16 protein-coding genes are annotated in these 26,192 nt (G+C 71.3%); 6 read left to right on the top strand and 10 right to left on the bottom strand.

All coding sequences use genetic code 11. The annotated features are described in order from the left end of the window. From AC6JA9_RS16865 to AC6JA9_RS16855, 3 genes are all read left to right on the top strand, one after another. Positions 1 to 3,876 carry a type VI secretion IcmF C-terminal domain-containing protein gene (locus AC6JA9_RS16865; protein WP_223746847.1) on the top strand — a complete coding sequence of 1,292 codons (3,876 nt, stop codon included), beginning with the start codon at positions 1 to 3 and terminating at the stop codon, positions 3,874 to 3,876. Beyond that, positions 3,873 to 4,394, top strand: a complete 522-nt coding sequence (locus AC6JA9_RS16860) for a hypothetical protein (RefSeq protein ID WP_408890807.1) — start codon at positions 3,873 to 3,875, stop codon at positions 4,392 to 4,394. The genes AC6JA9_RS16865 and AC6JA9_RS16860 overlap by 4 nt, the downstream gene beginning before the upstream one ends. Positions 4,395 to 4,496: 102 nt before the next feature. Then, the gene (locus tag AC6JA9_RS16855; RefSeq protein ID WP_223746846.1) at positions 4,497 to 5,750 is read left to right on the top strand and encodes a hypothetical protein; all 1,254 of its coding nucleotides are present in this window, start codon (positions 4,497 to 4,499) and stop codon (positions 5,748 to 5,750) included. A 47-nt stretch (positions 5,751 to 5,797) separates the two neighbouring features. Here AC6JA9_RS16855 and AC6JA9_RS16850 read toward each other — a convergent pair whose 3' ends face one another. Next, entirely contained in the window at positions 5,798 to 7,432 is a 1,635-nt protein-coding gene (locus tag AC6JA9_RS16850) for a phage tail family protein (protein ID WP_497960120.1), read from the bottom strand. Between the two features lie 46 nt (positions 7,433 to 7,478). Then, complete coding sequence (locus AC6JA9_RS16845; RefSeq protein ID WP_497960118.1) at positions 7,479 to 9,413, bottom strand: hypothetical protein; 1,935 nt, start codon at positions 9,411 to 9,413, stop codon at positions 7,479 to 7,481. Positions 9,414 to 9,669: 256 nt separating this feature from the next. Between AC6JA9_RS16845 and AC6JA9_RS16840 the strand changes: the two genes are divergently transcribed. Continuing rightward, positions 9,670 to 11,088: an OmpA family protein gene (locus AC6JA9_RS16840; RefSeq protein WP_223782956.1), complete on the top strand. Its 1,419-nt coding sequence runs from the start codon at positions 9,670 to 9,672 to the stop codon at positions 11,086 to 11,088. Continuing rightward, on the top strand, positions 11,085 to 19,004 hold the full coding sequence (locus tag AC6JA9_RS16835) for an Ig-like domain-containing protein (RefSeq protein WP_497960116.1): 7,920 nt from the start codon (positions 11,085 to 11,087) through the stop codon (positions 19,002 to 19,004). The genes AC6JA9_RS16840 and AC6JA9_RS16835 overlap by 4 nt, the downstream gene beginning before the upstream one ends. 56 nt (positions 19,005 to 19,060) lie before the next feature. Here the strand turns inward: AC6JA9_RS16835 and AC6JA9_RS16830 are convergent, their stop codons facing one another. The 8 genes from AC6JA9_RS16830 to AC6JA9_RS16795 form a co-directional block, all read right to left on the bottom strand. Beyond that, a complete protein-coding gene (locus AC6JA9_RS16830) occupies positions 19,061 to 19,696 on the bottom strand; it encodes a hypothetical protein (protein WP_223746841.1) in 636 nt (211 codons plus the stop codon). 157 nt (positions 19,697 to 19,853) lie between these two features. Then, entirely contained in the window at positions 19,854 to 20,276 is a 423-nt protein-coding gene (locus AC6JA9_RS16825; protein WP_223746840.1) for a hypothetical protein, read from the bottom strand. Between the two features lie 30 nt (positions 20,277 to 20,306). Next, positions 20,307 to 20,978 (bottom strand): STAS domain-containing protein, encoded by a 672-nt coding sequence (locus AC6JA9_RS16820; protein WP_497960115.1) that lies wholly within the window; start codon positions 20,976 to 20,978, stop codon positions 20,307 to 20,309. A 21-nt stretch (positions 20,979 to 20,999) separates the two neighbouring features. Next, complete coding sequence (locus AC6JA9_RS16815; RefSeq protein WP_223782960.1) at positions 21,000 to 21,488, bottom strand: STAS domain-containing protein; 489 nt, start codon at positions 21,486 to 21,488, stop codon at positions 21,000 to 21,002. Continuing rightward, positions 21,485 to 22,060: a SpoIIE family protein phosphatase gene (locus AC6JA9_RS16810; RefSeq protein ID WP_223746837.1), complete on the bottom strand. Its 576-nt coding sequence runs from the start codon at positions 22,058 to 22,060 to the stop codon at positions 21,485 to 21,487. The genes AC6JA9_RS16815 and AC6JA9_RS16810 overlap by 4 nt, the downstream gene beginning before the upstream one ends. Then, positions 22,051 to 22,740 (bottom strand): ATP-binding protein, encoded by a 690-nt coding sequence (locus tag AC6JA9_RS16805; RefSeq protein ID WP_408891743.1) that lies wholly within the window; start codon positions 22,738 to 22,740, stop codon positions 22,051 to 22,053. The genes AC6JA9_RS16810 and AC6JA9_RS16805 overlap by 10 nt, the downstream gene beginning before the upstream one ends. Next, positions 22,737 to 23,195: an ATP-binding protein gene (locus tag AC6JA9_RS16800; RefSeq protein WP_223782962.1), complete on the bottom strand. Its 459-nt coding sequence runs from the start codon at positions 23,193 to 23,195 to the stop codon at positions 22,737 to 22,739. Before AC6JA9_RS16800 ends, AC6JA9_RS16805 begins: the two co-directional genes overlap by 4 nt. 272 nt (positions 23,196 to 23,467) lie before the next feature. Further along, positions 23,468 to 24,304, bottom strand: a complete 837-nt coding sequence (locus AC6JA9_RS16795; protein ID WP_223746835.1) for a class II glutamine amidotransferase — start codon at positions 24,302 to 24,304, stop codon at positions 23,468 to 23,470. Positions 24,305 to 24,504: 200 nt separating this feature from the next. Between AC6JA9_RS16795 and dnaK the strand changes: the two genes are divergently transcribed. After that, a complete protein-coding gene (dnaK, locus tag AC6JA9_RS16790; protein WP_046712988.1) occupies positions 24,505 to 26,112 on the top strand; it encodes a molecular chaperone DnaK in 1,608 nt (535 codons plus the stop codon). Positions 26,113 to 26,192 lie beyond the last annotated feature (80 nt).

The raw sequence follows: 26,192 nt of genomic DNA, 5'->3' as shown, positions 1-26,192 counted from the left end.
ATGGCGGGCGAGAAGAACCCCGTTGCCGCGGCCGCGAGCGCGGCGACGACGACAGCGGACGCGGCGCGACCCTATCTGACGTGGATATTGATAGGGCTCGGGGTGCTGCTCGCCTTGGCGCTCGTCGTCGGGCTGGTGTGGTGGTGGAGGAAGCGCCGGCGGGTGGCGCCGAAGGTGGAGACGCGCAAGCGGCTGGACACCGGCGCGCTGGTGCGCATCCGCAAGCAGTTCCTGAACGCGCTGCCGCTGCGCTACCGCGTGGCGGTGCTGGACTTCCCCACGGTGGTGGTGCTCGGGCCGGCGGGCGCGGGCAAGACGACGCTCATCGACCTGGAGGTGGACTGGCGGAGGCAGGAGCGCCAGTTCATGCCCAGCCACACCTCGGACCCGCTGCTCCAGATGTTCCTGGGGCCGGACAAGGTGGTCCACGAGGTGTCGGCGTCGCTGCTGGAGGACGACTCGCAGGAGGCGCGCCGCGCGCTCAGCCGGCTGTGGAAGTCGAGCTTCCGTCGGCAGAAGGGGCGCGTCGTGGTGGCGCTGGACGCGCGGTGGCTGGCGGAGACGCCGCCGGACGAGGTGCGCCGGGTCATCCAGCTGGTGCGCGGGAAGATCAACCTGCTGTCCGAGGCGAGCCGGGGCTCGGTGGAGACGCGCCTGTGCCTGACGCACATGGACTCGCTGGTGGGCTTCTCGGACTTCGCCCAGCTCTTGCGCAGCCATGGCATCCCCCTGCACTGGGACGTGCCGCCGTCGGGTGAGGAGGGCCGGCTGGCCGCGGGGCTGCAGCCCCTGGAGCAGTACTTCGCGCTGGGCCTGGTCTCGTTGTCGGTGGACGCCTTCGGGCGGCTGGAGGAGTTCTACGCGCGCGGCGGCGAGTCCTTCGCGGCGCTCGCCAGGTTCGTGACGGGGCTGGTGGAAGGCGGCACGCTGTCCTACCGCCCGGAGCTGACGCGGGTGTACGTGTCGTCGCCGGCGGCGGACGCGCGCTCCGCGGGGGTGTTCGCCATCGCCGCGGAGAAGCGCAACGTGGAGCTGCGCGCGCGCTACCGCGGCAAGCACCTGCGCAGGTGCGCGGCGCTGCTCGCGCTGGGCGTGCTCCCGGTGGTGGCGGCGTACGGGAACTTCTACAACCGCCTGGCCGAGGCCCAGCGGCACATGGAGGACTTCGAGTCCACGGTGCAGCGGCTGGGGCAGCAGCACCTGACGGCGTCCGGCGAGGTGGTGGTGGACAAGGGCCAGGGCGCGATGCAGGCCATGGACGCCCTGCTCTCCGCGGCGCGCTACTTCCCGCTCCTGAGCAACAGCTTCCAGGACGAGCAGGAGGTGCTGCGCGCGCAGCTGTCCAACACGGTGCGCCTGTCCTATCTCAAGCCGCTGCTCGAGTCCTGCCAGGAGCAGTGCCAGCGCTGTGGCCCGCTCATCCCGGGCTGCGCCTCGACGGAGCTGGTGGGCAGCCGCTCGCTGTGGGCGGCGTCGCACGCGGAGGAGCGCTGCGAGCGCGAGACGCTCTGCCGTCCCGAGCAGATGCTGCACCTGATGGCGGTGGCGCGCGCCTCGCGCACCGACGACATGGGGCGCTTCATCCTGTCGTACCTGGATGGCCAGTACCGCAAGCGCTGGAACTGGGCGGCGGACGCGCTGAGCCTGCTGGGGACCCGCGCCACGGAGAAGGGCGGCGACTGGATGGAGGCCACGGGGCTGCGCGAGGAGGTGGTGGGCGACTACATCATCTCCAGCGACCAGGCGTGGCGCACGGGCCTGCAGACGCAAGGCCAGGTGCCGTGGATGCGCTGGCCCTACGAGTGGCTGTCCGAGGAGAGCTACCTGGGCCCGTGGAGAGACCATCTCATCAAGCTGCAGCTGGTGCTGAGCGCGCGGGAGATGGACCTGGAGCGGTGGCGCTCGCTGGCGAGCGAGCGGCAGCGGCTGAAGCTGACCTTGGCGCAGAGCATGGCGTACACGTCCGCGCACAAGGTGCTGGCGCTGCTGGACGCGTCCGGCGCGCCGGAGAGCCAGGCGACCCTCAAGGGCGTGGACAACACGCTCGTCGCGCTCGACTGGCTGCGCGAGCACGAGCCGATGCTGTCCGCGGTGCTGCGCATGGAGGATGAAATCGACGCGGGCCTGAAGGCCGCGGCGGAGATGTCCACCGCGGAGCTGCTCACGCGCACCGGTGGCCTCTTCGTGCCCGCCAACGGCGACGCGCGCCTGGAGGTCCGGGTGATGCAGCAGTCCTTCGAGTTCCGTCCGAAGGAGCTGTCGCGCTCCCTGCTGGACAAGCTGCTGCGGCAGATCGAGCAGGGCCAGCGGCCCTTCAGCCGGACCTCGATGGGGCTGCCGCCGGGCGCGGTGGCGTCCGCGGCCGAGGCCGGGCTGGGGCTGTCGATGGAGGACGCGCTGGACGTGGGCGCGGTGGACGCCCTGCCCTCGCGCCGCGGCGTGGAGTGGCTGACGTTCGAGACGGACATCAAGCCGCTGGTGGACGAGTTCACCCTGCGCATGGCGGACTCGAAGCTGTCGCGCGCGGAGGCCGCGCAGCGCCAGGGCTACGTGCTCAAGAAGGTGGCCAACTTCGGGCAGCGCTACCGGCAGGACCTGCTGGTGAAGTACCGCGACTACCGCTTCACGGCGCTGACGACGACGCTGGCCTCGGAGCTGTCCTCGGTGACGCAGCCGACCTCCGAGCTGGTGGCGATGCTGCGCGAGGTGGCCACGGGGGCGGGAATCGGCCCCATGGAGGGGCCCTACTACGAGCCGCTGCGCCAGGAGCTGTCGCTGTTCCGGCCCATCGTGCAGCTCATGACGCCGGACAAGGACGGGCAGACAGCGCAGCTGGCGGCGTACCTGCTGCTGGTGTCACAGCTGCACACGGAGGTGTCGGGCTTCAGCGCGCCGCCGGCGGCCGGGGCCGCGCGCACCATCGTCCCCGCGTCCCTGCGCTCGGGCGCGGAGGAGACGCCCGCGTCGAACGAGGACGGCGGACGCCAGCTGACAGACCTGCTCTCCCCGCTGGGCCGCGTGGGCCTGTCCATGCTGCTCGACGAGGAGGGCTCGTACCTGCGCCGCGTGGACGAGTGGCTGGACAAGCAGGGCATCCTCGGCGAGCTGCGCCGGCCGTTCCGCGAGCCCTTCCTGATGACGCGGGAGCTGGGCCGGGCCGAGTTGGAGCGCGTGCTGGAGGAGCAGTGGGAGTGGCGCTTCCGCACGCTGCTGACGCCGCTCTTGCGTCGCTACCCGTTCGCGGTGGAGGCGAGCCAGGAGCTGGACCCGACGGAGCTGGAGGTGCTCAAGCGCAAGGACGGCGCCTTCTGGCAGTTCGTGGCGCAGGTGCTCTCGCCGGTGGTGGAGGAGCGCGGCACGGAGTGGATGCTGCGCCGGCCGCTGCGTCAGCAGCTCGCCGTCCCGCCGCGCATGCTGGTGATGCTCGGCCGGCTGTCGAAGCTGGCGAAGCTCTTGTGGACCGAAGAGGGCAAGCCGCAGCCGCTGCAGCTCCAGGTGCGCCCGCTGCCGCTGCCGCCGTCGGGTGAGAACGGCTTCGTCACCATGTCCTTCCTGAAGTGCGGCGAGGCGGCGGCGTTCGGCTTCAACCAGACGCCCGCGTGGCAGGACTTCGCGCTGGCGTGGTGGGAGCCGCGCTCGGCCTCCGTCGGCGTCGAGCTGCGCGTGCCGGGCCGCGAGGCCAAGCGCTACCGCTCCACGGAGCTGTCGCGCTCGTCGTGGAACTGCTTCCGCATCCTGGATGCCGCCACGTTCGACGCCGAGCAGAACGCCATCTGGCCGCTGCCGGGCCCGGATGGCTCACAACACTCGGAGATTCGCTTGCGCTTCGGCATGCGTGGCGGCCCCTGGACGCTGTTCCAGGAGGTGACGCGATGAGGTTCCCCTGGCTGTTGATGCTGGCGCTGGCCCTGGGGACGGTGGCGTGCGCGCCGACGCACCTGTCCATCCACGTGAACTCGCCCCAGGGGACGAACCAGGGGCGGCCGCTGCACATGGTGGTGCGCGCGGTGGACTCGCAGCGGTACATGACGGAGTTCTACGCCGACGTGGCCGAGCGCGTGGTGCACCCCGATGACTCGGTGGTGCAGACGCTCGTCATCTACCCGGGCGAGAAGACCCAGACGCGGGTGAAGATTCCGGAGGAGTCTCCGCTGGCCATCTCCTTCCTGTTCACCACGCCCGACGGCGCGTGGCAGGTGTTGCTCGACTCGCCCATCCCGGGGCGCGTGGACATCGAGCTGGAGGAGAGCCGCATCCGCACGGATGCGCCGTCGAAGCGCAAGAAGCCCAAGGGTGAGCCCAAGAAGGAGGAGCCACCCAAGTTCGAGCCGCCCAAGGTCGAGGGTCCGAAGGTCGAGGGTCCGAAGGTCGAGGCCCCCTCCGCCGGGAAGTAGCCGGGCCGCGCCAACGAACCACCAGCCCCCCTCCGGCGAGAGCCATGGCTCTCGCTGCTGGGAGACGTGTGTCGCACGCAGTCCCCTCCAGGAGCGGAGTCCATGCCCTACACTGACGTGCAGTTCATCGGCTACCACCACCAGCTTGGCTATGACGTGAAGAACGGAGGCGGTCCCCACCGCATCTGGGGAGGGGCGTATCACCTGCTCCCCGGAGGGGGCCCCGTCTTCACCCTCTGGCAGGGCAAGGGGACGCAGTCCTACAAGGGACACCCCAATGACCGCACGGACCTGACGCACCGCTGCTCCTTCGTCAAGTCGGCCATCATGAGGGCCTCCAACAGCCCGCACCTCGACGACAGGGACTCCACGCTCAAGGTGTTCTTGATGCCGGAGTTCTTCTTCCGGGGCGCGAAGGGCGGCTACCAGTTCGACCTCATCAGCCAGGTGCTCTCGGACTTCCGTCGGTGGACCTTCAACGCGCGCAATGATCGCTTCCGCGGCTGGGTGTTCGTGCTGGGGACCATCATCGGGTATCTGGACGAGTACGACGCCGTCGTCACGAATCGGAAGACCGGCGTGGAGGTCTTCAACATCGCCCTCATCCAGCAAGGCGGATACCTGAACTCCGACGGCAAGCATGATCGGCTCGTCTACAAGGAGCAGGTCTCCGGCATCGACTACATCAACGACAGCTGGATGCAGGTCGACGGACCGGGGAACGTGCTGGGCCGCGGCGACAACCGGGGCCGTATCCTCCTGGGCAACAAGAACAGGTACCGCCCCACGATTCCGACGCGGGGCTCGCATGATCCCATGTCCCAGGTGGCCACCCGGAGCGTGAACCGCAGCGAGTGGTCCACCAACCCGTTGCAGGGCGGATGCAACTTCCGTCTGGGCGCCCGTGGAGAGGCCATCAACGAGGTGAGCTTCGGCGTGGAGGTGTGCCTGGACCACCTGTCGGCCCGGATGAAGAACACGGACGAGGCCGAGACCATCGGAGAGATTGAGCCGATGATCCAGCTCATCCCCTCCGCGGGCATGGACATCAAGGACAACGCCGTCGCCGTGACGGACACGGGCTATGTCTTCAACGTCGACGGGCTGAGGACTCCCGGGAGCACGCCCCCCGCCATCGAGCTGAAGCGATGGGACGCGGGCACGAGCACCACGGCGGCGCTGGAGGGCCTGGGGAGCTTCGCTGTCCACAGCGTCCCCAACCCCGTGGTGGGTGGAGTGCCGCTCAACCCCCTCACCTACTTCGCGTCGGCGGGCAATCTGAAGATCTACCGCGCCCGCCCCATGCCGCCCCAGGTCACCGTCGAGAGCCCGCTCGCCGCCCTGTTCGGCCCCTGAGGTCCGCCCGAGCCCCCCGGTGTGCCGCGCCAGCGGGGCTCGGAGGCTCAGGCCTTCGACGGGCGCTTGAGGCCCGGCGCGGTGGCCGTCCTCGCGCCGAGCTCCGCCTCCGCGCGGCCCTCGGCCTCGGACTTCAGCGCGGCCTCGGACGTAGGAGCCCGGGCCTGGGCCTGGGCCTCCGCTTCGGCCTTCGCCTGGGTGGACTCGACCTGGGCCTTGGCCTCCGCCTCCGCCTTCGCCTGGGCGGACTCCGCCTGCGCCTTCGCGGACTCCGCCTGCGCCTTCGCGGACTCGACCTGGGCCCGCGCGGCCGCCTCGCCCGCGGCCAGCTTCTGCTCCACCGAGGACGCCGTCGGAATCGGCCGCGCCTCCAGCGCATCCAGCTCCGCGTTCACGCTGCTCGTCGTCGCGTCGACCTGGGACTTCAACGTCGCGCGCGTCGAGGTGACCTGGTCCTCGGCCGAGGCTCGCGCGGTCTCCACCTGCGCCTGCGCGGCCTGCGCGCCCGCGTCCACCTGCTCCTGCAGCGTGGGCAGTTGGGACTTCACCTGCGTCTTCACCGCGTCCACGCGCGCGGCCATCTGGTCCTGCACCGTCGTCACCTGGGCGATGGCCTGGTCCTTCGCCGTGCCCACCTGGGTGACGGCGGCCGCGACGGCCTGGTCCATCTGCGCGCTGACGGGCTCGACCTGCTGGAGGACGGTCTGCTTGAGCGTGTCCACCTGCTGGACCAGCTGCTTCTGCACCGTCTCCACCTGCGCGAGCGCCTGCGTGCGCACCTGGTCCACCTGGGTGAGCACCTGGTCCTGGAGCGTGCCCATCTGCGTCGTCATCTGCGTGGAGAACGTGCCCAGCTGCGTGGTGATCTGCGTCACCACCTGCTGGATGGCCTGCACCGCGGGCGTCACCAGGGGCTTGGGCAGGTTCGCCGCGGGAATGGCATCCAGGAGCGTGTTCACCTTGGTGAGCAGCGCCTCCAGCGAACCAACGAGCGTCTGGTACAGCGTCTGGAGTTGCTCCAGCACCGCGGGCAGCGGCGTGAAGAGGGCCAGCACCTGCTCCTTGAGCGCGGCGAGCTTCTCCACGACGGCGTCCAGCGTCGCCATCGCCGTGTCCACCGCCATCTTCAGCGGCTCGCGGATGGCGGCGACCGAGGCCAGCGCGCCCGCGACCAGCGTCTCCAGCGCCTCGTTGGCCTGCTTGATGAGCGAGTCCACCTGCGCCTGCGCGGGGACGATGGCCTTCTCCACCGCCTCCACCTGCCCCGTCAGCGACTGCACCTGCGTGGACAACGTCGCCTCGAGCGCTCCCAGTGACGTCGCCGCGCCGTCCTTCGCGGACGTCAGCGAGCCCCCCGCCCCACCCTCCAGGCTCGCGAGGCTCGACGCCATCGACTGGGACGTGCCATCCACCCGGGAGCGCAGCGGCGCCAGCTGCTCGCGCATCCGCTCCGCCTCCGGCTGCTTCGTCGCCGCGAGCTTCGCGTCGAGCGCGTCGATGCGCGCGAGCAGCCCCGTCAGCGGAGGCTCCAGCTCCGGACGAATCGAGGCGATGAGCGCGGTGACGCCCTCCGCCATGGACTCGATGGCCGAGCGTGCGTCACCGATGCGGGCCACGCCCCCCGAGCCCGTCGTCTCCAGGTCTCCCCGCAGCTCCGCCAGCGTGCCCAGCAGTGCCTTCACGACTCGACCCCCATTCCCGGAGAATCACCCCATCGCGCGAGTGTCGTCACTTGAGCTGCTCCAGCGCCGCGCGGGCCTCGGAGGCCGCGCGGGTGAGCGAGGACGTGCGTCCCTCCAGCCCGGAGAGCGCGCCCTTGAGCTCGGCCTTCGCCTCGGAGACCTTCGCGGAGACCTCGGCCTGCGCGGACTCGAGCGCCGCCTGCGTCTCGGACGACGCCCCGTCCAGCTTCGCCTGCGAGCTGCCCGAGGCCACCCGGTACGCGGCGGTCGTCTCCCCCATCGCGCCGCCGACCCCCGCCGAGAGGTCCGCGCGCGCGGTCTCCACCTGCGGCGAGACATCGAACGTGGGCGTGACGGACGCGGCGCCGGGCAGCTCCTTCGTCCGGAACATCATCGTGCCCTCGGCCATGCGCACCGTCTCGGTGTCCGGCCCCGAGGTGCGCTCCAGGTGCCACACGGGCTTCATGTCCTGGAAGTCGTGGACGATGGACGTCTGGCTGGTGTCGTTCTTCCCCAGGAGGATGCCGTCCCCCTGCCCGTCCTGCGGCAGTCGCGCCGCGTCCGCCCAGTCCAGGTGACGGTGGAGCTCCGCCCGGTCGAAGTGCAGCGCCACCAGCACGCGCGCGTTCTTGTACGGCGGGAAGTAGAAGTGGCCCGGGAAGAAGCCCGGCTCCGCCGGCACGCTCACGTCCTTGTTCCACAGCGGCACCTTCACGCGCCACGTGAGCACCGACGTCTTCTTGTCCTCGGACAGCAGGTAGATGCGGTCCTTCTCCCCGCCTCCGGGGCTGAGCACCTTGCCCTCGACGTGGATGGGATAGCGAGGCGCGTGGTGCGCGGGTAGCGACACCGTCGTGTCCGAAGCGCGCTCCGCCAACAGCGACATCTCCACCTCGAACCCCGTGTCCTTCAGCTGCAGCCCCGCGTGTGGCCCCTCATCGAGCGTCCGCGCCGACAAGGAGAGCTCCACCACGCGGAGGTCCTCGCCGCTCCCCACCACCGAGGCGCCCCACAGCGGCCCCTCCAACCGCAGCCCGGCCCACGGGCTCACCGGCACGGTGGGAAAGTGGCCGAACGTCATCCGGTACCTGCGCTGCGGGACGCGCAGCCGGTTGACCTCGAGCGCCTGGCGCTGCTCCACCACGGACACGATGGGCGTGCGCACCAGGTGGTCCTGATGGATGCCCGCGACGCCCGCACCCTTGCTCGCGGGGACCTCCAGCGTGGAGGACTTGAGCGTGGAGGCGTTGAGCACCCGCGCCGCGTTGCGAGGGATGGCGGGGAGGACCACGTCCAGCCGCTCCACCTTCGTGCGCGACAGCGGCTTCGCGCCGCTCACCGGAGGCTTGCGTCCCCACAGCCCGTACTGGTCCTTCACGCAGTCATAGGCCCACACACCACCCCGCGTGTCCGCGAGCCACGCGACGAAGTCGTACAGGCCCACGCCCGGCGCATCCTCGCCCAGCGCCAGGCACACCAGGGGCCGCTTCTCGTCGAGCACGTCCCAGTCGAAGTCGAGGGTGAACGCCCCCGCGGTGTGCTCCGTCAACAGCGTCTTCAGCGCGAAGTCCGTGCGCAGCTCCGTGGGGCGGTGCTGGCGCCAGAGCACGCGCGCGGCGTCCTCGAACACCACGGTGTAGCGCCGGAAGCGCACCGGCGCGCCGCCCACCGGGCCATGGGTCCGGGCCTCCAGCGAGCGCTCCCGGGCCAGGCCATGGAGGATGAGCGGCTTGGGTGGGGGCTGGGGGACGGGGTAGCCGCCGGAGATGGACAGCTTCACGTCCAGGAGGTCCGGGGTGGCGAAGGCCGTGAAGAGCGGCCCGTCGTCCTTCTCCAGACCGGTCCAGAAGTTCACCTCCGCGGTGAACCCATGGGACTGGAGGTCCACGGAGAAGGCCTCCACCTGCCCCCCCGGGATGACGAAGGACTGCCCGCCCAGGGTCAGGGTGAGGGACAGCGCGAGTCGTTCCTGGAAGGCCATGCGCCGGCCTGCGCTTGCCCTTTCCGTGCCAGCGCTTCCCCTGGGGAGGACCCCGCCTGCCCGCCGCTCCTGCGGTCCTCCCGGACGCAGCCGCGTTCCGCCGGTACGCAGCCCGGACCCTCCCCCGGGGTGCTCGCGACACGCCCCCTCCCGCGCGCCTCCTTGGTACGTGCCTTGCTCTCAGGCCGAGCCGGCGTGTGGCCGCGGGCTGTCTCCCGCATGAGCACCAATGTCGGTCATGCGCCATGGGACGCGGATGAGTGGGTGGTGCCTCACGTGGCAACGGATGGGGACGCTGGCGCTGCTGCTGCTGGCGCCCGGCGCGTTCGCCCAGGAGCCGGCGGCGCTGCCCGCCTTCTTGATGGAGCGGCTGGAGATCAACCCAGGTCCCGGCCCCCTCGCGACGGGCGGTGGCACCGTGCTGCGCGCGGCCGAGCTCCGGGTGCTCATCCTGGGGCACTACCAGCACGAGCCCATGACCCTCAACGCGAAGGGCGAGACGATGCCCATCCTGACGAGCCGCACGACGGGCGTGCTCGCGGTGGCGCTCGGCTTGAGCTCGCGGCTGCAGATCGACGCGCGAATCCCGGTGCTGACCCAGCGTGAGGGAGACGACCTGGCCTCGCAGGGGCTGCTGGGGCCCACGCGGCACGGCGTGGGCTCTCCGCGCGTGGGCGCGCGGGTGGGCCTGTTGCGCACGGAGGAGGACGACGCGGTGGACCTCGCCTCGGAGGTGAGCGTCTATCTGCCGTTCGGGACGCAGGGCGCGTTCGCGCGGGGCGCCGACACGAGCATCCTGGCGCGCGTCATGGTGGGCGGCATGCTGGGCTCCATCCTGGCGCCGTCGTTCGAGCTGGGCGTGCTGGTGCGGCGCGGAGTCACCATCGAGGTCCCTACGCTGGAGGCGCGCGAGCTGGGCAGCGAGCTGCGCCTGGGCGCGGGCCTGATGACCACGGGGGCGCCGCTGCGCGCGGAGGTGGCGATCAACGCGGCGCTCTCCTGGAAGCAGGCGCGGGGCGCGGTGGAGGTGCTGGGCGGCGCGCGCTATGCGCCGCGCGAGGGCGTGGAGCTGTTCGCGCTCGGCGGCCTGGGCTTCGGCTCGGAGCCGGGCATCCCGCTGTTCCGCCTGGTCGCCGGCGTGGCGTTCAACTCGCTGCTGGGCGAGGACACCCGGCCCGACAGCGACACGAGCATCGTGCACGAGTCGGTGCCGCTGCCCACGCCCGCGCCGAACCGGCGCGTGTCGGACATGCAGGGCTCGATGATTCCCAACCCCGGCGAGGCCTCGCCCGTCGCGAACGTGTCCCGGGACAAGTTCGTGCTCGACGGCCGCGTGTACTTCCGCGTCGGGAGCGCGGAGCTGCCCGAGTCCTCGCCGGACCTGGAGCGCGCCGTGGAGCTGATGCTGACCAACCCGTCGGTGAAGCTGATGACGGTGGATGGACACACGGACGACTCGGCCACGGAGACCTTCAACCCACGGCTGGGTCGCGCCCGCGCGGAGGCCGTGTGGCGCTACCTGGTGGAGCGTGGTGTCTCTCCCCAGAAGCTGCGATTGCGGAGCTATGGCCCGGAGCATCCCGCACAGAGCAACGGAACCGTCGAGGGGCGCGAGAAGAACCGCCGGGTCGAGCTCCTCCTCATGCTGCCGACGAACCTGGAAGCCACGCCATGAAATCACTGAGATGGTTGCACCTTCTGACCTGCGTCGTGGCGTTGGGCGCGCACTCCGCGTTCGCCGAAGCGGATGTCTTCGGCCTGGGCGAGGCGCGGGACGAGTCCCTCACGGTCCCCGCCAACTCGAGTCAGGTCGTCAATCACTACGCGGCGGTGACGGGCCCGGTGCGCAAGGGCGACCGCCAGCTGCGCGTGGAGACGCTCGAGGGCTTCGCCGCGGGCGACCTGGTGATGGTGTTGCAGAGCGCGGACGCGGGTCCCGTGGCCGCCCTGTCGCTCTCCACCTTCACGTACGGTCCGCGCGAGGAGAGCCCGCTGGGCCAGTGGGAGCTGGCGCGGGTGTCGCGCGCGAAGGACGGCGTGCTGCTGCTCGCGCGTCCGGTGCTCAATGACTTCGCCTTCCCGGGCACGCAGGTCATCCGCGTGCCGGAGTTCCAGGCCGTCACCATCCACCCCACGGGCGAAGTGAGGGCGCGCGCCTGGAATGGTTCGTCCGGCGGCGTGGTGGCCTTCCTCGTCGCGGACACGCTGCACAACAACGGCGTCATCACCGCGAGCGGCGCGGGCCCGCAGAGCGGCTCGACGAGCGGCGGCGGCGTGGTCTTCTTCCGCGCGCGCAAGCTCACGGGCGCGGGGCGCATCGAGGCCGACGCGCGAGCCTGGCCGTGGGAGCTGGAGGGGCTCACCCAGGGCGGCGCGGGCGGCAGCATCTCCGCGCGGCTGGTGGAGAGCGCGGACTGTGAGGCGCTGCTGGCCAGGAGCGCGGGCAGCGTGCTGCTGCAGGCCGCGAACCTCCGGGGCTGCCCGGTGTTCGTGGCGTCGGAGGTCTCGGGCGCCAAGGCCTCGGCGGCGCGCGCCGGGGAGGAAGGTGGCGCGACGCTTCTGGAGCACGGGCTCGTCATCCCCGCGCGTCCGGTCATCACCGCGCCGGGAGACGGCGCCAACGTGAAGGCCCAGTCCCCGCGCGTCACGGGCATCGCGGACCCGGGCGCCACCGTGCACGTGAAGCTGGGCAACACCGACCAGCCCACCACGCCCGAGCGCGAGCTGCCCGCCTCGGTGGTCAGCGAGTCCGGCGCGTTCTCCATCGAGGTGCCCGGCCGCCTGGAGGATGGCCTGTACGCCGTCACGGCGCACACGGAGCTGGAGGGGCTCGCGAGCCCCACGAGCGACCCGGTCTACTTCTCCGTGGAGGCGCTGCTCGCCCCCGCGGCGCCCGTCATCGAGGTGCCCCTGGCGAACGCGAAGGTGGGCGTGGCCGGCACGGGCTTCTCCGGCACCGCGGAGACGGACAGCACGGTGACCGTCACGATCGGCACGCTCGAGTGGCAGGCCCTCACGGGCGCGGATGGCCGGTGGTCGGTGCCGACGACGACGGACCTCGATGACGGCACGCACACCGCCTCCGTCACCGCCACGAACGAGGACAACGAGACGGGGCCGGCCGCGACCGTCACCTTCACCGTCGACACGACGCCGCCGGGCGTGCCCGTCATCTCCACCCCGGCCGCGAGCGCCCAGGTGGGCACCGCCGGCACGGGCTTCTCCGGCACCGCCGAGGCGGGCAGCACGGTGAAGGTCACGGTCAATGGCATCACGTGGACCACCACGACGGCCGTGGGTGGGGCCTGGTCCATCGCCGCCCAGACGACCATCGCGGAGGGCAGCCGCACCGCCTCCGTCACCGCCACCGACGCCACCGGCAACATCAGTCCGGCGGCGACGGTCACCTTCACCGTCGACCGGACGCCGCCAGGCGCGCCCGTCATCTCCACGCCGCTCGCGAACACCCAGGTGGGCACCGCGGGCACGGGCTTCTCCGGCACCGCCGAGCCGAACAGCACCGTGACGGTCACGGTCAATGGCACCTCGTGGACCGCCACGACGACCGCGGGCGGCACCTGGTCCGTGCCGACGAAGACGACCATCGCGGAGGGCAGTCGCACCGCCTCCGTCACCGCCAGGGACGCGGCGGGCAACACCAGCACCGCGGCGTCCGTCAGCTTCACCGTCGACACCACGGCTCCGGACAGGCCCGTCGTCACGACGCCCGCCGCGGGCTCCACCGTGGGCACGGCCGGCACGGGCTTCTCCGGCACCGCCGAGGCGGGCAGCACCGTGACGGTCACCGTCAGCGGAGAGTCGTGGACGGCCACCACCACGGCCGGTGGCGCCTGGTCCATCCCCACGCAGACGACCCTTCCGGCGGGCAGCCAGACCGCCTCCGTCACCGCCACCGACGCCGCGGGCAACGACAGCACCGCGAGGACGGTCACCTTCACCGTCGACAAGACGCCCCCCGCCGCGCCGGTCATCAGCGCGCCCGCCGAGGACGCCGTGGTCGGTCCGACGGGGCTGACCTTCTCGGGAACGGCCACCGCCACCCATCAGGTGCGGGTGAGCCTGGATGGAAACGTGGTCGACACCGTCACCGTGCCCGCCAACGGGCGCTGGAGCGTGCCGGCCAACAGCACGCCCGCCAACGGAAGCCACGTCGTCACCGCCACCGCCACCAACAACATCGGCAACACCAGCGCCACCACCACGCGCAACTTCACCGTCGATGCGACGCCTCCGGCGGCGCCCGTCGTCACCACGCCCACCGCGGGTCAGGTGGTGGGCACGGCCGGCACGGGCTTCTCCGGCACCGCCGAGGCAGGCAGCACGGTGACCGTCACGGTCAACGGCACCTCGTGGACGGCCACGGCCGCGGCCAACGGCGCCTGGTCCGTTCCGACGAAGACGACCATCGCGGAGGGCAGCCGCACCGCCTCCGTCACGGCCACGGACACGTTCGGCAACGTCAGCGTGGCGACGACGGTCGCCTTCACCGTCGACCTCACGGCGCCGGCGAGGCCCGTCGTCACGACGCCCGTGGAGGGCTCCACCGTGGGCATGGCCGGCACGGGCTTCTCCGGCACCGCCGAGGCGGGCAGCACGGTGACGGTCACGGTGGGCGCCCAGACGTGGACGGCCACGGCCGCCGTGGGGGGCGCCTGGTCCGTCCCCGTCCAGACGGACATCCCCGCGGGGTCCCGCGTCGCGTCCGTCACCGCCACCGACGCCGCGGGCAACGTCAGCGCCGCGAGGACGGTCAACTTCACCGTCAACAAGACGCCCGCCAGCGCGCCCACCATCACCACGCCCACCACCGCGACGCCCGTGGGTCCGGTGGGGCTGACCATCTCGGGGACGGCCACCGCCACCAACCGCGTGACGGTGAACCTGGACGGCAACCTGGTCGACACCGTCACCGCCGCGGCCAACGGGCTGTGGAGCGTGACGGTCAGCAGCACCCTCAGCGAGGGCCAGCACACCGTCACCGCCCTCTCCACCGATGGGATTGGCAACACCAGCTCCACCACCACGCGCACCTTCACCGTCGACGCGACGGCTCCCGCCGTGCCCGTCGTCACGACGCCCGCGCCGGGCACCCGCGTGGGCCGGAGCGGAATCAGCTTCTCCGGCACCGCGGAGGTGGGCAGCCAGGTGCGGGTCACCGTCGGCAGCGCGTCGTGGACGGCCACGGCCGCCGCCAACGGCGCCTGGTCCGTCCCCGCGCAGACGACCATCGCGGATGGCAGCCACACCGCCTCCATCACCGCCACGGACACCGCCGGCAACGTCAGCGAGGCGACGACGGTCAACTTCATCATCGACACCACGCCTCCCGGAGTGCCCGTCGTCACGACGCCCGCGGAGGGCGCCGTGGTGGGCACCGCCGGCACGGGCTTCTCCGGCACCGCGGACGCCAACAGCACCGTGAGCGTCACGGTGGGCGCCCAGACGTGGACGGCCACGACCAGCGCCGGTGGCACCTGGTCCGTCCCGGTGAAGACGAACATCCCCGAGGGCGCGCAGAGCGCCTCCGTCACCGCCTCCGACAGCCTGGGCAACGTCAGCGCCGCGAGGACGGTCACCTTCACCGTCAACAAGACGCCCGCCGTCGCGCCCACCATCACCGCCCCCGCCAACAACGCCGTGGTGGGCCCGGCCGGCACCGCGTTCACGGGAATGGCCACGCTGGGCAACCAGGTGACGGTCCACCTGGATGATGTGCTGCTCGGCACCGTCACCGCGGCGGCCAACGGGCAGTGGACGGTGAGCTTCAGCGGAACCCTCACGGAGGGAACGCACAAGGTCACCGCCGTCGCCACCAACGAGCTGGGCAACAGCAGCTCCACCACCACGTCGAACTTCACCGTCGACCTGACGCCTCCGCCCGCGCCAGTCATCGAGACGCCCGCCACGGGCGCCCGGGTGGGCACGGCCGGCACGGGCTTCTCCGGCACCGCGGTCGCGGGCACCCTCGTGAGGGTCTCCGTCGGCAGCGCCTCGTGGACGACCACCACGGCCGCCAACGGCCGCTGGTCCATCGCCGCGCAGACGAGCCTCCCCGATGGCAGCCGCACCGCCTCCGTCACCGCCACGGACCCCGCGGGCAACACCAGCGCGGCCACGACGGTGACGTTCATCGTCGACACGGTGCCTCCGGCCGCGCCGACCATCGAGACGCCCGCCGCGGGCGCCCGGGTGGGTCCGGCGGGCACGGGCTTCTCCGGCACCGCCGAGCTGGGCACCCTGGTGACGGTCAACGTCGGCGCGCTCGCCTGGACGGCCACGACGGGCGCGGATGGCCGCTGGAGCGTCGCGACGACGACGGCCATCCCGGATGGCGCGCAGACGGCCTCCGTCACCGCCACCGACGAGACCGGCAACGTCAGCGGAGCGACGGAGGTCCTCTTCAACGTCGACACCCAGAGGCCGGCGCTGCCCCTGGTGGAGGTCCCCGCCGAGGGGGCCCACGTGGGCCCCGCGGGGACGGGCTTCTCCGGCACCGCCGAGGCGAACAGCACGGTGAAGGTTGTCGTGGGCGCGCTCGAGTGGACGACCACCGCGGCCGCCAACGGCCGCTGGTCCATCCCGACGAGGACGGACATCCCCGAGGGCGCTCGCACCGCGTCCGTCACCGCCACCGATGCCACCGGCAACGTCAGCGACGCGCGTGAGGTCCACTTCACCATCGACAAGACGGCGCCGGGCGAGCCGGTCATCGTGACGCCCGCCGCGGGCGCCCGGGTGGGCACGGCTGGCACGGGCTTCTCCGGCACCGCCGAGGCCGGCAGCACGGTGAAGGTCGTCGTGGGCGCGCTCAACTGGAGCACCACGACCAGCTCGGATGGCGAATGGGCCCTCGCGCCGGTGACGACCCTCGCGGATGGCAACCGCACCGCGTCCGTCACCGCCACCGACGCCGCGGGCAACGTCAGCGCCGCCGTGACGCGCTCCTTCACCGTCGACACCACGCCGCCCGCCATCCCCGTCATCGAGACGCCCATCGGAGGCGCCCAGATTGGCGTCGCGGGCACGGGCTTCTCCGGCACGGCCGAGGCCGGCAGCACGGTGAAGGTCGTCGTGGGCGCGCTCAACTGGAGCACCACCGCGGGCCCTGACACCCGGTGGACCGTCTCCGTGCAGACGAACATCCCGGATGGCAGCCGCACCGCGTCCGTCACCGCCACCGACGCCACCGGCAACGTCAGCAGCGCCGCCCAGGTCACGTTCAACGTGGACACGACGAAGCCCGACGTGCCCGTCATCGTGACGCCCGCCAACGCGGCCCGGGTGGGCGTCGCCGGCACGGCCTTCAGCGGCACCGCCGAGCCGGCGAGCCGGGTGGACGTCGTCGTGGGCACGCTGTCGTGGACGGCCACGACCGCCGCCGACGGGCAGTGGACGGTCCCGACGAAGACGAACATCCCGGACGGCGAGCACACCGCGGTGGTCACCGCCACCGACGCGCTCAACAACAAGAGCGACCCGGCGACGCGCATCTTCTCCGTCGACACCACGCCTCCGGCGAAGCCCATCATCACCACCCCCAGGGCCGACACCGTCGTGGGGACCGCGGGCACGACCATCGAGGGAGAGGCGGAGGCCGGAAGCACGGTGGTCGTCACCATCAACGGTGTCGCGTCCCCCGCCGTCCAGGCCGGCGCCAGCCGCATCTGGACCCTGCCCACGCAGGTCTTCACCACCAGCGGCATCTACAACCTGAGCGTCACCGCCACCGACGCCACGGGGAACAAGAGCGACGCCACCGTCGACACGTTCCGGGTGGACGTCACCCCGCCGAACCCGCCCGTCATCCTGCTGCCGAACTCCGGCATCCTGGTGGGCAGCGCGGGCGTGGACTTCTCGGGGACGGCCGAGGCGGGAAGCACCGTGGAGCTCTTCATCGAGGGCAACCTCCGCGTCAACGCGCGGGTGGTGGCGGGCTCCAATGGGACGTGGATCATGACCAGGGTCACCACCATCCCCGGGGGCGAGCACACGGTGACGGCCAAGTCGACGGATGCCGCGGGCAACATCAGCGCCGCGTCCAATGGCATCGACCTGGAGGTCGACGTCACGCCCCCCAACCGCCCCACCATCACCTATCCCGTGGACGGGACGGCCATCACCTCCGCGCGCCCCACCATCACCGGCACGGGGGACGTGGGAACCACCATCATCCTCGCCATCGACGGTGACGAGCGCGGCAGCACGCTGACCACGACGGTGGGAGAGGGCGGGACCTGGTCCTTCACCTCGCCCTCGCTGTCGCAGGGCCCCCACGACCTCACCGCAAGGGCGCGGGACACGGCGGCGAACCTGAGCGAGCCGTCCCTCCCGGTCCGCTTCACGGTGGACTCCGGCTTCAACCCTCCGCTGGTCGTCGCGTCGCCCAAGGAGGGGGATGTCCTCACCCTGGCCAGGCCGCGCTTCATGGGGACCTCGGAGCCGAACAGCATCATCACCATCACCCTGGACGGCAAGCCGCTGCCGAGCGTCACCGCGGACGCCGCGAACAACTGGAGCTACGAGCCCCTGGAGCCCCTGGCCAACGGCGTCCACGAGTTCTCCGTGGAGGCGCGGGACGCGGCGGGCAACACGGCGCGGATGGCCGTGCGCAGGTTCACCCTGGACCTGGAGGACCCCACGCCCCCCGTGCTGCTGTCGCCGGCGCCGGGCGCGCTGCTGCGCTCCCGCCGGCCCTCGATTCGCGGCACCGCCCAGCCCCAGTGCCGGCTCACCGTCCACCTGAACGACCAACCCCAGACGCCCACCATCACCGTCAACGGCGCGGGTGAGTGGTCGTTCACGCCCACCGCCGACCTGACCGAGGGCGCGTACACCGTCACGGCGGACTGCCTGGATGCGTTCGACCGGCGCGGAGAGAAGGCCGAGGCGCGCACCTTCACGGTGGACGCCACCGCGCCGGGAGCGCCGCTCATCATCACGCCGACGGAGGGCAGCATCCTCGGCCGGAGCTTCGATACCGTCACCGGCACGGCCGAGGCGGGCACGACGCTCACCGCGGAGCTCAACGGCCTGGTGGTGGGCACCGCCATGGCCAATGATAGAGGCGAGTGGACGCTCGTCGTGGACAAGGCCACGGTGCACGGAGACCAGGCCCTGCGCGTGTACTCGGTGGATGCCGCGGGCAACACGGGCACCCGCTCCGACCCGCGCCTGTTCCGGTTGGACTTCATCCCCCCCGTGACGACGTTGACCGGCGGCCCCACGGGCACCAGCACGCTCGCCAACGTCACCTTCATCCTGGACACGTCCGAGGAGGTCGCCAGCTTCCGGTGCTCGGTGGATGGCAAGGACCCGGAGCCCTGCGCGAAGGAGCTCACGCTGCGCAACCTGGCGGAGGGAGACCACACGCTGGACGTCTGGGCGACGGACTTCGCGGGCAACGTGGAGGTGGCGCCCGCCCATCGCGCCTGGCACACCATCCGCCCCAGTCTGGTGGAGGGCGGCGGCGTGGGCTGCGCGTCGACGGGCGGCAGTCCCCTGGAGGTGTTCGGGTGGCTGTTGTGCGTCGCGGCGCCGGGCCTGGTGGCGATGTTCCGCCGCCGGCGCTGAACGGACGCGCGAGGCACGAGGCGCTCGCCCCAACGCACAGGGGCGAGCGCTTCACGTCACTGGATGACGAACGAGCCCACGTAGTCGTTCGTGTACCCCAGCGGGCCCTGGCCGCCGTTCATGTACCAGCCGTCGTTCAGGTAGATGCCGATGAACCAGTACGACGCGTAGACCAGGTAGGTGCCCGCCGACAGGCCGTACGTGTGGGTGACCTCCTGCTCGTGCGCGATGACGCAGTTGTCGTGCGAGTGGTGCGTCTGGTGCGTCTTCACCAGGTTGCCCAGCGTGTCGTAGATGTAGAAGTTCACCTTGGTGCTCGGCGCGACGACGCCGCTGAAGGTGAGCGAGCCGCCCGGGCTCAGCGGGCTGGTGTAGCTCATCGACACGTAGCTCGACTGCCGGCACCAGTCCCTGGGGCGCCCGTAGGCCAGCGGGTACAGGGGGATGTTGGCGTTGATGTAGACGGGCGGCGTGGTGTTCTGCACCGTGCTGATGGTGACGGGCGTGGAGCCGCCGCCGCAGCCACCGCAGCCACCTCCCCCCGGCTCCTCCTCTCCGGGGTCCGGGAGGGGCGGGAGCTCCTGCACGCTCGTGTCGAGCGAACCGGGCGCATCCTCCGGCGGGGGCTCTCCGCACGCGGTGAGCAGGGAGGCGAGGCACAGCGAGGCAAGGGCCGTACGCAACAGCTTCATGGGGTTCATCTCCGGGCTGACGCTGGCGCGCCTGTCGCGCCAGGACGCGGGACAGGCTCGGCGCCTTCGCGCCGCTCCCCCCTCGTTCACCTGGAGGTCGGCACCCGGGGATTTTCTTTGCATCGGGGCGTGACGATTTCTTCCCCCCCTGCCCCGCTCAGGAGGCGCGGGAGACCGCCTGCGCCCGCGCGCGGAGGTCCGCCACCCAGGCGCGGGCCTGGTCCTCCGTGTCCACCATGCCGAACGGCGCGCTCCGCGTCCGCCCCAGCAGCAGGGAGGCGCGGCCCATCATGTTCGCCATGGTGCGCAGCGAGAAGCTCGCGCCGAAGATGACGGTGCCGGCGAAGGGCATCACCTCCGGCGTCTCGCTCAAGATGCGGCGCGCCTCGGAGGTGATGCTCGAGGTCCGCCGCGAGTCATTGATGAGATAGAGCGTGGGGTGCGTCCCGCGCAGCTCCTCGGCCACGCCGGCCAGGTCATGGATGAGCTTGACGTCGAACGGGCCCACGTTGACGAGCCGCACGATGTCCGGCGACTCGAGCCACACCTTGCTGTCACCGAACGTCCACATGCGAACCATGTCGTGTCTCCTCCAGCGGCCGCGAGGGCTTCAGCGGTGGGGGCCCGCGCCGCGGCCATTCAGGTGCAGGAAACAGTCGCGCAGGCCTTCCTTGAGGCTGCCGAGCGTCTTCACCTCCCGCAGGTCCACGCCAATCTGGACCAGCGTCCGCGCGATCGCCGGGCGGATGCCCGTCACCACGCAGTAGGCGCCGAGCAGCCGCGCCGAGCCCACCATCTTGATGAAGTGGTTGGCCGTCATCGTGTCCACCACCTCCACGCCGGTGATGTCGATGATGACGCAGCGGGCCTTGCCCTGGACCACGCGGTGCAGGAGCCGCTCGGTCATCTCCATGGCGCGCTGGGTGTCCACCACGCCGACGATGGGCAGCGTGAGGATGTCGTCCCACAGCTCGATGATGGGCGTGGACAAGTCCCGGATGGCGTCGCGCTGCCGGTCGATGGTGGACAGCTTCTCCTCCAGCTCGCGGTGGCTCGCCGCCAGACGCGTGAGCGCCTCCTCGTGCTCGCGGCGGGTGGAGGCCAGCTCGCGCACGAAGATGTTGAGCGTCTCCTCCAGCGCCGCCAGCTCGTCCTGCTCGCGGATGTCGATGGTGGTGCGCGCGGAGGAGAACTCCCCCACCGAGATGAGCGACAGCACGTCGATGATGCGGCCGATGCGCTCGGGGGCGATGGACAGCGGAGCGGACGGGGTGTGGCTCATGGCGCCTCCTTCGGACGACGGTCAGACGACGGTGCGCGGGGACGCCGGGGCGACAAGGCCGAGCATCTCGTCGGCCAGCCGCTGCGCCTGCTCCCGCTCGGACTCCTCCGTGCGCGCGCCCACCGCCCGGACGCCGAGCAGCGCCAGGCCCTCCTCCAGCCCCAGCGCCGTCTCCACGCCGTCCAGCTGGATGCCCATGCTCTGCAGCGTGAGCGCCACGTCCGCGCCCATGCCGCACAGCACGGTGCGCGTGCCCATCAGCCGGGCCGAGCCCGCCAGCCGCGCCAGCACCGCGCACAGGTGGCTGTCCACCAGCCACAGGCCGGAGATGTCCACCACCATCCCCCTGGCGCCGGTGCGCTGGATGTCGCGCAGCACGTCCGAGCAGAGCTGCGCGGCCTGCGCGTCGGTGATGTCGCCCTGCAGGGGGACGATGAGCTGTCCCCACAGGGGGATGATGGGGATGCGCGACAGGTCACGCGAGGACAGGGGGGATTCGGGGTGGCTCATGAAGGCTCCACGTCCGCCACCAGCACGGTGGCGTCATCGGTGGCGCGGCCGAAGCGCTCCAGGAGCACCGCGCAGGCCGCGTCGGGGGGCTGGCCGCGGACCTGCTCCAGGTCCAGGCGGAAGCTCAGCCCGTCTGAGAAGAGGACCAGCCGGTCCTTGGGCAACAGCGGCGTGGACACGGTGCGCAGCGTCCGGAACGACTGGCCCAGGATGCCCGGCGTGGGGAGCACCGGCACCCGCGTGCCCAGCGTGCGCAGCTCCACGTTGCCCACGCCGCCCGCGTGCAGGACGCTCCCGTCGAACAGGGCCAGCATCACCGCGGAGCCCCGGCCGTGCTTGAGCGCCACGTGCAGCGCGGCCACCAGCTCCTCCACCGAGGACGTCAGCGGCATCCGCGTCAGGCACTGCGTGGCGGCCGCCGTCGCCAGGGCCGCGGCGGGCCCGTGGCCCAGCGAGTCCACCACCGCGAGCAGCGTGACGCCCGGCCCGGAGCGCACCACCACGCCGTCGCCGTTCTCCACCTCGCCCGGCTTGGGCCGCGTCAGGTGGGCGACGGCGAGCCTCACAGCCACACCTCGAACTCCACCTGGGTGCCAACGGGGCCGGTCTTCACCTCGAACCTGTCCGCCAGCCGCTTGACGCCCAGGATGCCCAGGCCCATGCCCGTCTTGCTCCGGTAGGTGCCGGACAGCACGCGCTCCAGCTCGGGGATGCCCTTGCCCTGGTCCTCGGCGCGCACGCGCAGCAGCTTGCGCGGCGCCTGCACCGGGATGAGCTGGATGGTGCCGCCGCCGGCATAGGACACCTGGTTGCGCGCCAGCTCGCTCACCGCCGTCGCGACCTTCTGGCACTCGTAGCCGCGGCCGCCCATGGCCTCGCACAGGGCGCGCGCCGCGAGCCGCGCCTGGCTGGCGTCCGCCTCCGTGCGCACCTGATACGTCGTGGGCCGCGCCTCCACCGGAGCGCTGGACGTCGCCGAGGGCTGGCGCAGCCCCAGGCCGCTGGGCACGGCGGCCGTCGCCAGCAGCGCCTTGAGCCGCGCGGACAGGTCCGGCCGCCTCGACGGGTCCACGAAGTGCCGCGTGGCCGGCTCCAGCGCCTCGATGACCCGGGGCAGCTCCGCCGTGCCCAGCGTGTCCGCGCTCAACCGCAGCGGCTCCAGCGTCCCCCTGAGCACGAGCCTCGCGGCGGTCTCCGACATGAAGTGCTGGAGGACACCGAGCAGCTGCGAACTGGTCCCACCACGACTCACCACGGCTTGCTTGCCTCCAGCTTCATGCGCTTGCGTGCGAACACTTCCAGGCCCCCGCCCTCGCGGTTGGACACACGGACCTCGTCCGTCAGTCGCCGCACCGCCGCGCCGCCCTCGCCCAGGCTCTCTCCGGGCAGCGGCCCGGGCCGGCCCGCGCGGCCCAGGAAGAGCCGCTCCGGCTCCGCCATGCCCGGGCCCCGGTCGCGCGCGCGGATGCACAGCCAGCAGTCCTCGCGCCACAGCTCCACCGTGCCGCCCACCCGCGTGTGGCGCACCAGGTTGGTGGCCAGCTCGCTCACCACCACCGCCACCTCCGCGCTGGACGCCGCCGACAGCCCCGACTCGCGCGCGAAGCGCCGGCTCAGCGAGGCCGCCACCACCGCGTCCACGGGATGTCGGACGGTCACCGACAGGTGCGGGTCCAGCGAGGCGGAGGCAGGCAGAGGCGACGGCAAAGGGCTCGTTCCCGGAGTAAATCCCTTGGGATTACGCGGGTATGAGGCAACGAATCCCGAAGCCTTGTAAAGCGGTTCACAATCCACCCATGGATTGGGCTTCCGTTCTCTGGAAGAGGTGTCTAGAATCCAGGGTTTTTGCTTTTTCGCTTCCGGGCTTCACCGGCTTCGGCCAGGAAGCGCTGGGATTTCCCCGCTCGGCCCCATCGCGACGGGGCGCGGAGGACCCACGCGCCCCGAGCGGGACTGCGAGCGAGAGGGCGACTCCGGGCTCAGTGGCCCTGGAGCAGGTGGACCTGCAGGTCCAGGCCCACGGCGAGCGTGGTGCCGCGAGGCAGCTCCACCCAGCTGCCGGGGCGCTGGAGGTGGCTCGCCACGACGACGGTGCGACGACGGCGGTGCGCGCCGACAGCGGGCTGGCTCTCCGGGGTGCTCGCCGTCACGCCGCAGGGCTCGCACTCCGCTCCGCCCTCCAGCCGCGAGTAGTAGAGCGGCTCCTCGCCGCAGCGGCTCGCCACGAGCAGGAGCCCGTTGGTGGCCACCAGGTTGAGCGTGGAGGCGCGGGGGATGCCCAGCTCCATGGAGCGCTTGACGACCTCGCGCGCGGTGTCCGCCAGGAGGCGTCCGGCGACCTGGGGCTCCAGGCGCGGATCATCCGTGCGGCCGACGTCGCGCAGCTGACGCAGGAAGAGCGCGAAGAGGACCTCGCTGTCGGTGCCGCCGCGCACCTGACGCTGGAGGTGCTCGGGGAGCGAGGCCATCAACGGCCCCCGGAGCTGCTCGAACCCGCTGATGGCGCCCTGATGGGCGAACAGCCACCGGCGCGAGCGGAAGGGTTGGGTGTTCTCCTCGAGCGACGCGCCCAGGGGCAGCCGGCCCGCGTGGAACAGGAGCGCTTCGGACTCGGTGGGTGGGGCGAGCGACTCCAGCGAGGGAACCTCCTCCACGTCGGCGAGCCGCCGCAGCAGGACCTCGTCCTGGGCATACGCGCCCACCCCCATCGCGTTCGCTCGAGGCTCCGTCTGGACGAGCACCTGCCCGGCGAGCCGGGAGAGCTCGCACCTCAGCAGGTTCGGGTCGGACGTGAGGGCGGCGAGGACGACGGACATGAGGGAGAACTCCTTTGCTTCATAGATAATGACGTCCCCTCCCCCCCTCAAGCCAGCGAGCCCGTCCCCTTAACAGCCCGCTAAGTGCCTGAAATGGCTGGGGTTTACATTGAACGAACATTGACACGTCGTTGGGAGGCTCCTAACCTCCGGGCGCTTCACCGACGGCCTCGGGCTTCGAGACCTTCACCGGAGATGGAATGTCGGACGACATCGCAATCGGCATCGACCTCGGCACGTCGTACTCGTGCGTGTCGGTGGTCCAGGACGGGCAGCCCATCGTCATCCCCAACGAGTGGGGTGAGACGACGCATGCCTCCTGCGTGTCCTTCCTCGAGGACGGCTCGGTGCTGGTGGGCAACGCCGCCAAGAAGAACATCATCACCAGCCCCGAGACGACGGTGTACTCGGCGAAGCGGCTCATCGGCCGGTACTACTTCTCCGATGAGGTGAAGAAGGCCCAGGCGGTGATGCCGTACCGTATCGTCGAGGGCGAGAACAACTCGGTGCGCATCGGGGTGCGCGAGCGCGCGTACTCGCTGCCGGAGATCTCCGCGCTGGTGCTCAAGGAGATGAAGGCCGTCGCGGAGACGTACCTGGGCCGCGAGGTGACGAAGGCCGTCGTCACGGTCCCCGCGTACTTCAACGACAACCAGCGCCAGGCGACCAAGGACGCGGGCCGCATCGCGGGGCTGGAGGTGCTGCGCATCCTCAACGAGCCCACCGCGGCGGCGCTCGCGTACGGCTTCGGCCGGGACGTCAACCAGCGCGTCGTCGTCTACGACCTGGGCGGCGGCACGTTCGACGTGTCCATCCTGGAGATCGGCAAGGACGTCTTCGAGGTGCTGGCGACGGCGGGTGACACGTACCTGGGCGGCGACGACTTCGACGACCGCATCATGACGTACCTGGCGGACGACTTCCTGAACAAGACGCGGCTGGACCTGAGGCAGAACAAGTTCTGCCTGCAGATGCTCAAGGAGGCCGCGGAGAAGGCGAAGATCGACGTGGGGCAGACGGGCTCGGCGGACATCCTCTGCCAGGGCATCTGCCAGGACGCGCAGGGCAACGTGATGGACCTGCGCAACACGCTCAACCAGGACCAGTTCAACAAGATGGTGATGGACCTGGTGCAGCGCACGTTCAAGGTCTGCGACGAGGCGCTGCAGAGCGCGCGGCTGACCGCGGCGGACATCGACGCGGTCATCCTGGTGGGCGGGCCCACGCGGCTGCCCATCATCCGCAACTCGGTGAAGCACTACTTCCAGAAGGCGCCGCTGGAGGGAATCAACCCGGACCAGGTCGTGGCGATGGGGGCCGCGCTCCAGTCGCACGCGCTGCTCGACAGCAAGACGGAGACGTTCCTGGTGGACGTCACGCCGCTGACGCTGCGCATCGGCACGGTGGGTGGGTACACCGAGAAGATCATCGACAAGAACACGCCGGTCCCCATCGACCGCTCGAAGGCGTTCACCACCAGCCGTGACGGGCAGGAGAAGGTGAAGATCCGCGTGTACCAGGGCGAGTCCAACCGGGCCGACGAGTGCGAGATGCTCGGCGAGTTCGAGTTCGCGGGCTTCCGCATCGGGTATCGCGGTGAGGTGAAGATCGAGGTCACCTTCGAGATCAACACCGACGGCCTGGTGAACGTGTCCGCGTGCGACACGGAGACGGGCCAGAAGACGTCGACGACGATCACGCTGTCCTCGGGCATGTCCGAGGCGGACATCCAGAAGTCCATCCAGGCGAACCGGAGCACGCGGCTGGCTGGGCACAACAACTCCGACCTGCCCGCCGTGGCCCAGTAGACGAGCGCGATGTCCGAGCCTACCGATCCCAGCTCCGGCAAGCCGCCGGGAAGCCCGCCCGGGACACCGGCGGCTCCCTC

This window comes from Myxococcus sp. MH1 (assembly GCF_059738865.1).
This window is presented reverse-complemented; position numbering and strand designations above follow the sequence as displayed.

Bases quoted from the DNA above. Each gene is read 5' to 3' on its own strand.
- dnaK (WP_046712988.1), top strand. From the start codon at position 24,505: ATGTCGGACGACATCGCAATCGGCATCGACCTCGGCACGTCGTACTCG.
- AC6JA9_RS16865 (WP_223746847.1), top strand. From the start codon at position 1: ATGGCGGGCGAGAAGAACCCCGTTGCCGCGGCCGCGAGCGCGGCGACG.
- AC6JA9_RS16820 (WP_497960115.1), bottom strand. From the start codon at position 20,978: ATGAGCCACACCCCGTCCGCTCCGCTGTCCATCGCCCCCGAGCGCATC.
- AC6JA9_RS16860 (WP_408890807.1), top strand. From the start codon at position 3,873: ATGAGGTTCCCCTGGCTGTTGATGCTGGCGCTGGCCCTGGGGACGGTG.
- AC6JA9_RS16845 (WP_497960118.1), bottom strand. From the start codon at position 9,413: ATGGCCTTCCAGGAACGACTCGCGCTGTCCCTCACCCTGACCCTGGGC.
- AC6JA9_RS16840 (WP_223782956.1), top strand. From the start codon at position 9,670: ATGAGTGGGTGGTGCCTCACGTGGCAACGGATGGGGACGCTGGCGCTG.
- AC6JA9_RS16830 (WP_223746841.1), bottom strand. From the start codon at position 19,696: ATGAAGCTGTTGCGTACGGCCCTTGCCTCGCTGTGCCTCGCCTCCCTG.
- AC6JA9_RS16835 (WP_497960116.1), top strand. From the start codon at position 11,085: ATGAAATCACTGAGATGGTTGCACCTTCTGACCTGCGTCGTGGCGTTG.
- AC6JA9_RS16825 (WP_223746840.1), bottom strand. From the start codon at position 20,276: ATGGTTCGCATGTGGACGTTCGGTGACAGCAAGGTGTGGCTCGAGTCG.
- AC6JA9_RS16855 (WP_223746846.1), top strand. From the start codon at position 4,497: ATGCCCTACACTGACGTGCAGTTCATCGGCTACCACCACCAGCTTGGC.
- AC6JA9_RS16795 (WP_223746835.1), bottom strand. From the start codon at position 24,304: ATGTCCGTCGTCCTCGCCGCCCTCACGTCCGACCCGAACCTGCTGAGG.
- AC6JA9_RS16815 (WP_223782960.1), bottom strand. From the start codon at position 21,488: ATGAGCCACCCCGAATCCCCCCTGTCCTCGCGTGACCTGTCGCGCATC.